Raw genomic sequence first — 11,207 nt, 5'->3', positions numbered from 1 at the left:
ACTCCCAAATATCAATCCATTAGATCAGTAAAATATCTGGCTTTACAAGCTTCAAAACAAGCTATGTTAATCTAACAGTAGCACCGATTATCACTCATAGTCGCTCCATTTAAGGTGGATCGGTAGAAACTTGCAGACCATATTACTGCTATTATATGAGCAATTTCTATGAAATTTTCATTAGTCTGTTTTGAATCATACCATGTTCTAGCCCTTGAAGCAAGACCATGATTTTTCTATCTCTAACAGCCAATGATCTGTTCAGTCATGATTTCTTCTTGACTTCAAAAATGTAAAGTGTAACCTCATTAGATAAATTTCGTCTACTGTAGTAGAAATGGAGGTTATGCCATGGATAAAGAAGAGGTGAAGGAGCTTTATTTAGAGTATCACCAAGATGTCTTCAATTTTCTCGTTTATCTTTCAAGTCATCTAGATGTTGAGGATTTATTGCAGGAGGTATTTATTAAGTTATATAAAAGCCATTATCAGCTTGATCATATACATAATCCAAAAAGCTTGTTATTTACTATAGCTAGACATGTTGTGATAGATCATCAACGGAAAAAGAAATTTATGTCACTTGTTTCCATTGACCGGTTATATGATATAGCTTCAGAGGAAAGCGGCCCACCTGAAAAGCTAGAAATAAAAGAAGAGGCAAAGGAAATCTTTAGATTGCTGGATACACTTAAAAGAGAATATAGAGAGGTTATCGTTCTGCGCAAGATTCAGGGGTTTTCTGTTGAGAAAACAGCTGTAATCTTAGGCTGGAAGGAAAGCAAGGTAAAAATAACGCTTCATAGAGCTATAAAAAAGCTCATGGCTTCAGTACAGAAAGAGGAGGGGATTTGGTATGAGAAAGAATCATAATGAATTTCACTTACTTGAACAGCTTCTTGATCAACCACCTGCATTTCAAATGAATGAAGAGCGTTCCTCAGCAAATTTATCTGAAATCATGGAACAGATTGAACAGATTGAAGCTAGAGAACATCGTATTAAATGGATAAGACGTGCCATGATCACGGTTCCGATGATCCTTGCCATCATCCTAAGCGCCAATTGGGTGTCTCAATCTGAACTCTCTTTTCCTTTACCATTTACAAATTCTCAAGATCATCAGCAGCTTACTGGTGAAGCACCTGAAGTGTGGGAGGAAAGCCCCGTTTTTGAAATACGCTCCGGACCTGAAGATTCTTCGCCAGTTTATGCTATAGGCGATGAGGAAGAGTATGGATTAGAAATCACAGAGGTGCTATCTGAAGCGATTCCTCATATCGAAACATCCCCACAGGATCCGTCTTTACCAAGGTTCTTTTTTGCCGAAGAGGGATACTCTAACAACTGGTATATTTTAAATCCTTCTGAAGAAATAGATGGTCAGCAGTTTAAAGTCACTGCCCAAAATTTTGATTATCCTAGCGAATCCGTTACACTTGTTCCTGACACAGAGCTACAGCATTATGACGATCAAATTTGGCAGGCTAGACAGTTCTTTGCTTTTCCAGATAACGGTCTTTGGAAATTATTTCTGTATGTGGATGACCAAATGATTGGGGATATCGTTATTAACGTTCAGCCTTTTTCAGACTCTATTCCTACATTTATCGAGAGAGATTTAAAAGAGGCAGCGGAAGTAGCACAAAAGTTTAGTATCCCCATAAATAATTATTCCTTTAAGAATTTCAATGAACTAGAAAGTAACAAGGAGCTTTATTCTTTTATATATAAAAATCTTTTGAGACCTGTATTGACTACTATAGATAGAGAAGTTGAACGAACTGATGCTCCTTTTGTGTATCTGAACAACGATGAGTCAGAGGGCTACGTCATTGTCCTAAATCATGAAGATATACCTTATTTCTATTACATTAGAAATACCGATGGTCATTGGGAGACTGAAGACCCTAGGGGCAAATAAATTTTGATACTATTAGCTCAAGCGAAACATTAGGATCATAAAAAACTCCCACTTCTTACTGAAGTTTAGATGTGGGAGTTTGTACTTCATACAAGCTGAATCCATTTCGTTCTACTTCCTAACGCAGGTTTGTTCTTTACTAATCACATAGACAGATACTTGTTTATTCCCTATTTAGTTTCAATTCATGGAGTCCATACTCTATGCAAGAAAAATCTCAGGTATCTTAAGACCTGATCAAATATCCGTTCTTTACAGATTCCTCAACTAGATACTCTACTAAGCTCCATAGCTCCTCAGAGCCATCCCTAATATGCTTGTTACGTTCAAGCACCATAGCACTTGTGATGTTATGCTCCTGCCATGATGCCCCTTGAGTAAAGTAATTCTGAAGCAAAGGCTGAAGACGATCTAGACTTGCTGCATATTTAGCTTCAATAGTTTGCATCTCCTCAAACTCTGTCCAAAGCTGGTAGAACTCTTCTCCTTGATCATTTGGTAAAAGACCAAAAATCCGCTTTGCCGCCTTTTCTTCTCTCTCTGCTTTATCCTCATATCCTTTTACATCGTAAGCGAACGTATCTCCGGCATCGATCTCGACAAGATCATGAATAAGAATCATTCTAAGTACTTTCAATAAGTCCAAATTATCGTGCTTTGAGTATTCTGCAAGTAAAATCGCATATACAGCAAGATGCCAGGAATGCTCTGCGTCGTTTTCATTACGTGATTTGTCCGTTAGAAATGATCTTCGAAAGACCTGCTTTACTTTATCAATTTCCATAAGGAATGTAACTTGCTGCTGTAATCGTTCGGATAACATATCAATACCACTCTTTCTCTGCTGTTTTATTATATTTTATCATTAAGGCTGCAGTCCACAAAGCTAAATACAAGCTTGTATTTCAAAGTAGGATCTATGAATCTCCATTGTAACTAAGTATAACGTCTTTTTTCTTATAACTAAGATTCAATTGAACAAGAGGTGCCAGCTCTTGAAGTCTAGTTAAATCAGCTTCAGTCAAATGATCTCCACCGAAGGAATATTGGTATTCATACATTCCTTTTTCCTCATTCACTTCTTTAAGTCCACCCTGATTAATCCCACTAGCTGAATGCCCTAGGATATGAATCGCTTCCTCAGGAAAAATAGTTTGTATTTTAATCTGACCAATATCCTGCTTTGTCATATCAGGCGATAGCTGAATAAGAAAAGAATAGCTTATTTTGCTAAAGGTCCCTGAATCGTACGGTTTTACTTCTGATGTACTTGTAGCTTCTAGCAGACTTGCTTCATTGATTTCAGCTTGAGCTTGATTAAAGTCTATTATTGTATACACAACGACAGCTAAAACTAGAAGTCCACTTATCAGCCAAAAATAACCTGAGTCTTTACGTATCATCCTCATCCCCCTTCATCAATGGACCTTTTTCCATTAGAGTCCTGCAAATAGTTTTGCTACATCATCTATTCCACCTACTTATAGAATAATGTTTGTAATAAATTTCTTTGTTTCTGCATGGGTCAACTTATTAAGCGCCTCTTCAACTGGAACAAACATCACCTGCCGAATTTCAGAATCGTTGGGTATGAGGTCTGTACCATCTCCTATATAATTCACATGAAAAAGATTCGTGCTCTGAGAGATAAATCCTATTTTCTCTTGTACTGATTTGGGAAATGTAAAGGTTAGCTGCTCAGGATATTTAAACTGTATCGAGTAAGCTACAGATCCTGTCTCCTCTTCTAGCTCTCGCAGCAATGCGCGCTCTAGGTTTGTATCCGATGTTTTCACTCCACCCTTGGGAATATCCCATTCGGATTTAATATTATCTTTTTTGTTACTTAGAGTATCGGACAACTCTACTTTTTCAATAAGTAAGAGCTTTTCTCCCCACCATACGAAGCCTCCAACTGCTTGGCGTATCATGTTAGCACCTCCATCAGAAGAATTCATCGAGTAGGATGTAAAACTTCACCTTTTCCTGATCGATAGACTGAAGCCCATAGCAATCAAGAAAAGAGTCGACCCATTGGCCTAGATTGTTGTGCTTTAAGCTTCTAACTGCTAAAGCGATATCTTGATATCGATCAGCTAATCCAGCTCTACCCAAATCTATGAACCCACTAACTTCATTCTCTTGTATAATCAGATTGGGTAAGCAATAATCTCCATGAGTAAACACAATATCTTCCGTAGTAGGTCTTGTCTTCTTTAGTTGAGTAAATAACTTCTCTACTGAAAAGCCTTTGTATTCCTCTTCAAAATCACCTTCATCCACTAAGCCTAGCTGTACTCTTTTATTAGCAAGCTCTACTTTAACCTCTACGCTTTGATTAAAGGGACAATTCTCTATGGCAATAGAATGAATATCTCTAAGTCCATCTGCATAACAGCGAACCAGAAGCTCGGGATTCTCTAGCAGCTCCTGTGTAGCCCCATGCTGACCTTTGATCTCAGACATAAGCAGATAACCATTATCTATATCTTCGAAGTAAGCGTATACCTGTGGAACTGGAAGCTTTCCTTCTAGCCAATGTAATACTTCTACATCACGCCGTAATGATTCCTGGTCGTTGTTATCTTTGGCTATTTTAAGGTAGGCTGATTCTGCGTCTGCTAGCTTTGTTAGCTTATACACGTCTGTTCCTGAATGTCCTACTTGGCTTTGCTGCCAGGTCGCGTCTCCAATCAACCTTTTCAACTCACTAGGAAGGTTCTCTTTTATATTCACTGTGATCGTCTCATCCCCTTCTCTATCCTTCATATTGTTCGTTAAACCAAGTTGGCTTTAGCTCTTGAAAGCCTTTATGATCCTCTGTTACTCGAATTAATCGGGCGAGCATCTCATCATTTTGTTCCGGGAAAAATTTGTTGTTCCACACGATAGAGGAGATAACAGCCATCGCCATATATAAGGTGTAGAGCCTCCAAAAGTACTCTGGAATTCCTTCTTTGAAATACCCTTTAATCTGACCGATACTAAAAGGAATACTGACCTCCGTACTAAAAAGACCCACTTTTATAAATTCATGAATTGGGTCTCCCCAATCAAAGCGACCAAAATCAATGACCCCACCATACGATTGATCCTTCACAATGAGGTTTCCACAGGTGAAATCATCATGCTGAAACAGATTAGGTCTGTCCTTCATATATTTACTGTTCTCAGCGATAAACTGTAAAGTCTCTTTTTCATAAGGGAATGTTATCCCACAATTCTTATACGCTTCTATGTATCGATCACTTTTTTTACTTTTCGTTTCATACCAAGAAGGTAGATTTGACTGAGCTACATACTGATGGATCCTTGCTAAATCCTGTCCTGCCTCAAGCCCGATCCTATACTGAACCCCCTCCTCAAGCTGAGGAAGCTCCTCCTGTGCATCCTCTCCTTCCAAAAAGCTCAAAAGAAAGTAGCAGTAATCAAGCTCGGGTATTCGTCCTACTGCTAATGGTTGGGGACATTTTACACCAAAGCCTTGTAAAGCCTCTAAATGCTGAAACTCCTGCTCCTTAGCTTTAAACTCCTCTTGCTTTGCTAATCTCAGAAGAGCTTTTTCATCATTCTCAAGCAGGACAAGAAGCTTTTGATCATGGGAATAGCCTTTATTTATTTGAGTGATTCTTTTTGCGTTTTTTAGCAAAGGGATATGTAAAATTAGTTGTTCTACGTTTGTTTGTTTCATCGTCCTTCTCCTCTAAAGTGGTCTGAGCTTAATAATTTAATTTCTTTGAAATGACCTTTAGTACATTAAGAATGTTAATTAGGGCAATCAAAATCATACCCAACATAAAATAGGTAACAATTTCTTGAGTAAAAAAAGAAATAATACCTAAGATTATAGCTGTTAGAACATATCCTGCGTTTTCTAAAAAATTCCCCATCTATTATACTCCTTTTTTTTCATTAAAGTAATAAATACGACTAACTACCCTTTACTTTAGATAGCCTGTTTTCTTTAAAATTTGATAAGCTACTGAGTTTAAATTCATTTGAGCTTCGTCAACAGACAAATAGAGTAGTTTTGTACTTTCACCATCGTTCATAACTAAACTCCCTTCCACCTCTGTAGTCTCGTATACAGCCGTTACGTTATATACTTCATCACCATGAGGATATTTGAAGTACATTTCCTGACCAGAAAGAACAGCTAATAGCTTCATAGTTTTAACGATTAATCCTGTCTCCTCAAACAATTCTCTTTTTGCTGCTTCCTCAAGTGATTCTCCTAGCTCAAGCGCCCCTCCAGGAAGCCCCCATTCCCCGGTGTCTGACCTCTGCTGAAAAAGAAGCCTATCCTCACAATTCTTTACAATAACACATGAACCCGCCATAATAACAGGTTTAGTACCAATTAGCTTTCTTAATCCTTTCATGTACTCCACGGATACTCCCCCTACTCTTACCGTTTCTGTAGCTCTTCCTATTCATTTTTCCTACTCTAAACTACAAATTTCTCTACGAAGCTATTACTTTCCTGTAAAATTTTGAAGATATTTGATCTTGATTTGGAATAAGATTCGATTATAGAAAAATAAAAAGGGGAATAGCTACTAGTATCTATTAAGTCTCGATTAACAAGATGACAATGAGGTGAAAAAAGCATGAAATACAGAGTTGAAAAAGATACGATTGGAGAAATAAATGTACCCACAGATAAATGGTGGGGGCCCCAAACTCAGAGAAGTATAGAGAACTTTAGAATCGGTGAAGAGCTCATGCCAATTGAGCTAATCCAAGTTTTTGCTATGCTCAAAAAAAGCGCAGCTACCGTCAATCAACAGCTTGGGAGGCTTGAAGCAGAAAAGGCCGAAGCTATCGTTTCAGCAGCAGATGAAATCATTGCTGGTCAGTGGAATGAGCATTTCCCTTTAGCCGTATGGCAAACAGGTAGCGGTACACAAACAAATATGAATGTGAATGAGGTCATTGCTAACCTAGCCAATGAAAAATTGAAAGTTTCAGGAAGCTCCCTGCGCATTCACCCGAATGATGATGTCAATCGTTCACAGAGCTCAAATGATACCTTTCCCACAGCTATGCACATAGCTGCAGTCATTGCCATTGACGGACGTCTCTTGGAAGCCATAACTGAGCTGAAAGAAACCTTGATGGAAAAAAGCACTGCGTTTACCTCCATTATTAAAATTGGTCGAACTCATCTTCAGGATGCTACACCGTTAACGCTAGGACAGGAAATGAGTGGCTGGTTAAGAATGCTAGAGAAAACAAAGCGAATGATTCAGGAGAGCGCTCAATCTTTACAGGAGCTAGCTATCGGAGGGACAGCCGTAGGAACGGGGATCAATGCACACCCTCAATTTGGGGATAAAATGGCTAAAGAGCTAAGTCTATTATCTGGTAAAAAGTTCGTTTCCGCTCCCAACAAGTTTCATGCGCTAACGAGTCATGATGAACTTGTTTACGTTCATGGAGCACTAAAAGCTCTTGCAGCCGATCTGATGAAAATAGCTAATGATATCCGCTGGCTGGCAAGCGGACCACGCTCTGGAATAGGAGAGATTACCATCCCTGCTAATGAGCCCGGCAGCTCTATCATGCCCGGCAAGGTCAATCCAACTCAAGCAGAAGCGTTAACGATGGTAGCGTGTCAGGTCTTTGGCAATGATGCCACTATTGGCTTCGCTGCTAGCCAAGGGAATTTTGAGCTTAACGTGTTTAAGCCTGTTATTATTTACAATTTCCTTCAATCTGTTCGTTTGCTGGCTGATGGGATCACGTCTTTTAACAAGCATTGTGTTAAAGGAATTAAGCCGAATCATCAGATTATCCAAAAGCATTTGGAGCAGTCTCTTATGCTAGTAACTGCTTTAAATCCACATATAGGCTATGAAAAAGCAGCCGGTATTGCTAAGCTTGCCCACCAAGAAGGTCTAACCCTCAAAGAAGCTGCTATAAAAAGTGGGGAGCTAACCGAAGAACAATTTGAGCAATTCGTACGTCCTGAGGATATGATTGAGCCAAAATAGTATCTTTCAGGCACTTTTCAATTCAAAGCATAGTTAACTATATAGGTCATTGATATTAAACGCCTTTCCTCGGCTTACTTATTTAACATAAAATCTACAGCGTCTTGCGCATGAATTCTAGTTGTATCAAAGAGAGGGAGAGAAACATCTTCATCCTTAATTAGTAGGGTGATTTCTGTACAACCTAAAATAACTCCCTCTGCCCCTCTCTTTCTTAGACTCTCAATAATCTTCTTATACTCAGCCTTAGAATCTTGATTTATTACTCCTAAGCAAAGCTCCTCATAAATGACTCGGTGAACGGTATCCCGATCTTCTTTGTCAGGAATTAAAATATTGATTCCTTGGCTTTCAATTCTTTCTTTGTAGAAATCCTGTTCCATCGTATATCTGGTGCCCAATAGTGCAATGGTTGTTAGGCTTTTCTTTTGAATTTGTTTTGCAGTAGCATTAGCAATATGAAGAATCGGTACTTGGATATTGGATTGGATAAAATCAACCAGCTTATGCATTGTGTTTGTGCAAATCACGATTGCTTCAGCACCAGCTCTTTCTAGCTTTTTCGCTGCTTCAGTTAGTATATCAGCGGCACGATCCCAATCATTATTTCTTTGACACTCTTCTATCTCTGCGAAATCGACACTGTAAAGCAAGCATTCTGCAGAGTGTAAGCCGCCTAACCGAGCCTTTACTTCCTCATTTAAAACTCTGTAATACTCCTGTGTCGATTCCCAGCTCATTCCTCCTAATAAACCGATCGTCTTCATTGTACATTGCCCCCTAGTCACATATTTCATACTCTCTGATCAGATATCTCTTAATCTCTACCCTATCATATCAAGCGGCTGAAATGAACGTATTTTAGAATCTTACACTTCATTATTATTTAATCGATCAAGTTGCTCCTTACTCAGCTTAACCTTCAATGATTCAATATTCTCCTTTAGCTGCTCTAAATGACTAGCCCCAATTATAGGGATAATTGTTGGTGAATTTTGAAGAAGCCAAGCTAGAACGACCTGATTAGGGGTGGCCTCTACTTCTTTTGCTACTTCAAACAAATTCTTCATTCTATGATCTGAGTCCGTCCATTCATACTGCTCTATCAAACTCTTTTGGTTTGAGTAGTATCCGCCTAGTAAAGGGGAATAAGCTATCAGAGTTAAATCCTCACGTGCTTTGCCATAGTCTAGCATTTCATCATTAATACTGTATTGAATACCAAAGCTTGATCCTGTCTTAGGTCTAAGATAGGTAAATCTTTGCTGGACACAGCTGTATTCTGCCCATTGATTAGAAAGACTTATTTGCCTTGCTTGTTCTATTCTCCAAGTAAGATAGTTACTACAGCCAATAGCTCGAACCTTTCCAGATTGGATTAAGCTATTAAATGCTTCTAACGTTTCCTCTAACGGAGTATCTCGATCATCAATGTGGGCATAATAAAGGTCTACATATTCTGTATCTAAATGCTTAAGGCTTTTGTCGATAGCCTTTTCGATGACTTTTTTGGCTAGTCCTTCCTTCTTCTCTAGACCTGCCCCAGGCTCTGTAGGCATCGCTCCAACCTTCGTAGCTACAAAAAGCTTCTCCCGATTCCCTCTCTCCTTCATCCATCTTCCTAGTAGCCTCTCACTTTCTCCTCCTGCACCTCCTTCATTCCAAAATGAGTAATTATTAGATGTGTCTAGAAAGCTTCCACCTGCCTCTACATATTGATCCAGGACTTTTACTGATGTCTCCTCATCAGTACGAGTACCAAAATTCATACAGCCCAAACTTAATTCACTAACGGTTAATCCCGTTTTCCCTAAAGGTAATTTTCTCATCTTTCCAACAGCTCCTTTTCACTTTTCCTCTTGCTCTAAATTTCTGTAGTGAGATATTTTTTTGTCTAAGATTTTCAGTGTGCTTTTAATTTCTTTAAGCCGTAGCTGAAGCTTCTGCTCATGACCTTCCAGCAGCTCCCTACGCTCCGAAATAGTCGAATGTCCATCTCGAACTAAATTGGCAAAGCGCTGCATTTCACTTATAGGCATCCCTGTAGACCGTAGATGTAGGAGTATCGTAATCCATTCGAGGTCGTCTTCATTGTAAGAACGATGCCCATTCGCCTCTCGTTTAATAGGATCCATTAATCCAATCCTTTCGTAATATCTTAAGGTATGTAGAGTAAGACCCGTTCTTTTTGCCACCTCTTGAATAGTTAATTCATTTTTCATGATTATTCCTCCTATTATGTTCATCCTACAAGCTAGAGCGCACTCTAAGTCAAGGGGGAAATTTATTTGAAAATCAGCGCTGTAGGATACTAGAAAACCCTGCTCTGTAGCAGGGTTTTCTCATGATTTATATGAATTGCTTGTATATTCACCAGTTCAGCTGTTACCCAAATGCTTGACTAGCAATACCATATAAACAACCATTTCTTTTAGGTAACTCATTAGCATGACAAAGCATCACTGGTGGCTGATTAGCAATTTGGAACCCATATGAACTCAGTAATGTTATAAAACTAGAATGACCTTCAGGGACGTCGATTCTTACCTGTCCAGCATGTCCTTTGACTATCTCTCTCATTACTAATTCTGCTGTAGAGTCGGATGGGGCTACCAACGGACCAATAAGCAGCAATTGAGAGACAGCTATTCCTAACCCAAAACCAACCACATCTTGCTGCTCATTAATAAGAACTATCGCCTTTCTAGATTGCTTAATTCGCACTCTAAGAAACGTCTCTCTAGTCGCTCCGAAGGCAGCAGAATCTATCTCTACAACTCGTTCAAAGTCTGCTTCTTCATATGCTCTACATTGATATATACTCGGTAATTCCATATTTGCTAAGATAGGTGCAGACGGAGATCCCACTGATTCTGCTAGAAGCTTCTGTAGAGTCGCCACCTTTTTGAAGCCTAGCTTCTCGTATAAAGGAACTCCCTGTTTTGTTGCCACAAGAACAACTGGCTCTCCTTGTGCCATAGCTACACAAGCCTCTGTAACCTTACGACCAAGTCCCATTCCCCTAGCGTCAGGATGGACAATAACCATACCTAATGAAGCAAATGAGTGCTTTCCTCCTCCATAAGGGAAAAGAGCAGCACTTGATAAAAGCTTTCCTTGTTCAGTTTTATGCCCAAAGACCGTTCCAGAACTTAAAATCGTATGTACATCCTCTAATGTATAATCCCATTGAACTAATGCGGCAAGCTCTACCAATTGTTCAGCATCACCTTTTTCTAATTTTTCTAAGGTGACTCCTTCGCTTGTTTGTTTACTCAAAGCTGCTC

General features: G+C 39.1%; 14 protein-coding genes and 1 riboswitch. Of the genes, 3 read left to right on the top strand and 11 right to left on the bottom strand.

What is annotated here, in order from left to right; translation table 11 throughout:
* Positions 1-77: 77 nt before the first annotated feature.
* A riboswitch (purine riboswitch) is annotated at positions 78-179 on the bottom strand.
* A 172-nt stretch (positions 180-351) separates the two neighbouring features.
* Together J2S11_RS05750 and J2S11_RS05745 are read left to right on the top strand one after the other, a co-directional pair.
* Complete coding sequence (locus J2S11_RS05750) at positions 352-873, top strand: RNA polymerase sigma factor (protein ID WP_307392151.1); 522 nt, start codon at positions 352-354, stop codon at positions 871-873.
* On the top strand, positions 857-1,924 hold the full coding sequence (locus tag J2S11_RS05745; protein WP_307392149.1) for a hypothetical protein: 1,068 nt from the start codon (positions 857-859) through the stop codon (positions 1,922-1,924). Before J2S11_RS05750 ends, J2S11_RS05745 begins: the two co-directional genes overlap by 17 nt.
* A gap of 226 nt (positions 1,925-2,150) precedes the next feature.
* Here J2S11_RS05745 and J2S11_RS05740 read toward each other — a convergent pair whose 3' ends face one another.
* The 7 genes from J2S11_RS05740 to J2S11_RS05710 all read right to left on the bottom strand — a co-directional run bounded on the left by J2S11_RS05740 (position 2,151) and on the right by J2S11_RS05710 (position 6,315).
* On the bottom strand, positions 2,151-2,747 hold the full coding sequence (locus J2S11_RS05740; protein WP_307392148.1) for an HD domain-containing protein: 597 nt from the start codon (positions 2,745-2,747) through the stop codon (positions 2,151-2,153).
* A 94-nt stretch (positions 2,748-2,841) separates the two neighbouring features.
* Positions 2,842-3,327, bottom strand: a complete 486-nt coding sequence (locus J2S11_RS05735; protein WP_307392144.1) for a hypothetical protein — start codon at positions 3,325-3,327, stop codon at positions 2,842-2,844.
* 78 nt (positions 3,328-3,405) lie between these two features.
* Entirely contained in the window at positions 3,406-3,855 is a 450-nt protein-coding gene (locus tag J2S11_RS05730) for an NUDIX hydrolase (RefSeq protein ID WP_307392141.1), read from the bottom strand.
* 13 nt (positions 3,856-3,868) lie between these two features.
* Positions 3,869-4,693 carry an APH(3') family aminoglycoside O-phosphotransferase gene (locus J2S11_RS05725; RefSeq protein ID WP_307392138.1) on the bottom strand — a complete coding sequence of 275 codons (825 nt, stop codon included), beginning with the start codon at positions 4,691-4,693 and terminating at the stop codon, positions 3,869-3,871.
* Positions 4,683-5,615 carry an aminoglycoside phosphotransferase family protein gene (locus J2S11_RS05720; RefSeq protein ID WP_307392136.1) on the bottom strand — a complete coding sequence of 311 codons (933 nt, stop codon included), beginning with the start codon at positions 5,613-5,615 and terminating at the stop codon, positions 4,683-4,685. Before J2S11_RS05720 ends, J2S11_RS05725 begins: the two co-directional genes overlap by 11 nt.
* 28 nt (positions 5,616-5,643) lie before the next feature.
* On the bottom strand, positions 5,644-5,814 hold the full coding sequence (locus J2S11_RS05715) for a hypothetical protein (protein WP_307392133.1): 171 nt from the start codon (positions 5,812-5,814) through the stop codon (positions 5,644-5,646).
* 51 nt (positions 5,815-5,865) lie between these two features.
* Positions 5,866-6,315 carry an NUDIX hydrolase gene (locus J2S11_RS05710; RefSeq protein WP_370875459.1) on the bottom strand — a complete coding sequence of 150 codons (450 nt, stop codon included), beginning with the start codon at positions 6,313-6,315 and terminating at the stop codon, positions 5,866-5,868.
* A 219-nt stretch (positions 6,316-6,534) separates the two neighbouring features.
* On the opposite strand from J2S11_RS05710, the gene fumC reads away from it, so the two are divergent.
* Positions 6,535-7,920 carry a class II fumarate hydratase gene (gene fumC / locus J2S11_RS05705; protein WP_307392130.1) on the top strand — a complete coding sequence of 462 codons (1,386 nt, stop codon included), beginning with the start codon at positions 6,535-6,537 and terminating at the stop codon, positions 7,918-7,920.
* Between the two features lie 74 nt (positions 7,921-7,994).
* Here fumC and J2S11_RS05700 read toward each other — a convergent pair whose 3' ends face one another.
* The 4 genes from J2S11_RS05700 to J2S11_RS05685 all read right to left on the bottom strand — a co-directional run bounded on the left by J2S11_RS05700 (position 7,995) and on the right by J2S11_RS05685 (position 11,199).
* A complete protein-coding gene (locus J2S11_RS05700) occupies positions 7,995-8,687 on the bottom strand; it encodes an aspartate/glutamate racemase family protein (RefSeq protein WP_307392127.1) in 693 nt (230 codons plus the stop codon).
* 102 nt (positions 8,688-8,789) lie between these two features.
* Complete coding sequence (locus J2S11_RS05695) at positions 8,790-9,749, bottom strand: aldo/keto reductase (protein WP_307392125.1); 960 nt, start codon at positions 9,747-9,749, stop codon at positions 8,790-8,792.
* A gap of 18 nt (positions 9,750-9,767) precedes the next feature.
* Positions 9,768-10,142 carry a MerR family transcriptional regulator gene (locus tag J2S11_RS05690; RefSeq protein WP_307392122.1) on the bottom strand — a complete coding sequence of 125 codons (375 nt, stop codon included), beginning with the start codon at positions 10,140-10,142 and terminating at the stop codon, positions 9,768-9,770.
* Positions 10,143-10,305: 163 nt separating this feature from the next.
* A complete protein-coding gene (locus tag J2S11_RS05685; RefSeq protein WP_307392119.1) occupies positions 10,306-11,199 on the bottom strand; it encodes a GNAT family N-acetyltransferase in 894 nt (297 codons plus the stop codon).
* Positions 11,200-11,207 lie beyond the last annotated feature (8 nt).

Origin of the sequence: Bacillus horti (assembly GCF_030813115.1) — a bacterium.
Lineage (GTDB): Bacteria > Bacillota > Bacilli > Caldalkalibacillales > JCM-10596 > Bacillus_CH > Bacillus_CH horti.
The sequence above is the reverse complement of the archived record's forward strand: the minus strand, read 5'-3'. Positions and strand labels throughout refer to the sequence as shown.

Coding starts and splice junctions, on each gene's coding strand:
- J2S11_RS05750 (WP_307392151.1), top strand. CDS start 352: ATGGATAAAGAAGAGGTGAAGGAGCTTTATTTAGAGTATCACCAAGAT.
- J2S11_RS05745 (WP_307392149.1), top strand. CDS start 857: ATGAGAAAGAATCATAATGAATTTCACTTACTTGAACAGCTTCTTGAT.
- J2S11_RS05740 (WP_307392148.1), bottom strand. CDS start 2,747: ATGTTATCCGAACGATTACAGCAGCAAGTTACATTCCTTATGGAAATT.
- J2S11_RS05735 (WP_307392144.1), bottom strand. CDS start 3,327: ATGATACGTAAAGACTCAGGTTATTTTTGGCTGATAAGTGGACTTCTA.
- J2S11_RS05730 (WP_307392141.1), bottom strand. CDS start 3,855: ATGATACGCCAAGCAGTTGGAGGCTTCGTATGGTGGGGAGAAAAGCTC.
- J2S11_RS05725 (WP_307392138.1), bottom strand. CDS start 4,693: ATGAAGGATAGAGAAGGGGATGAGACGATCACAGTGAATATAAAAGAG.
- J2S11_RS05720 (WP_307392136.1), bottom strand. CDS start 5,615: ATGAAACAAACAAACGTAGAACAACTAATTTTACATATCCCTTTGCTA.
- J2S11_RS05715 (WP_307392133.1), bottom strand. CDS start 5,814: ATGGGGAATTTTTTAGAAAACGCAGGATATGTTCTAACAGCTATAATC.
- fumC (WP_307392130.1), top strand. CDS start 6,535: ATGAAATACAGAGTTGAAAAAGATACGATTGGAGAAATAAATGTACCC.
- J2S11_RS05700 (WP_307392127.1), bottom strand. CDS start 8,687: ATGAAGACGATCGGTTTATTAGGAGGAATGAGCTGGGAATCGACACAG.
- J2S11_RS05695 (WP_307392125.1), bottom strand. CDS start 9,749: ATGAGAAAATTACCTTTAGGGAAAACGGGATTAACCGTTAGTGAATTA.
- J2S11_RS05690 (WP_307392122.1), bottom strand. CDS start 10,142: ATGAAAAATGAATTAACTATTCAAGAGGTGGCAAAAAGAACGGGTCTT.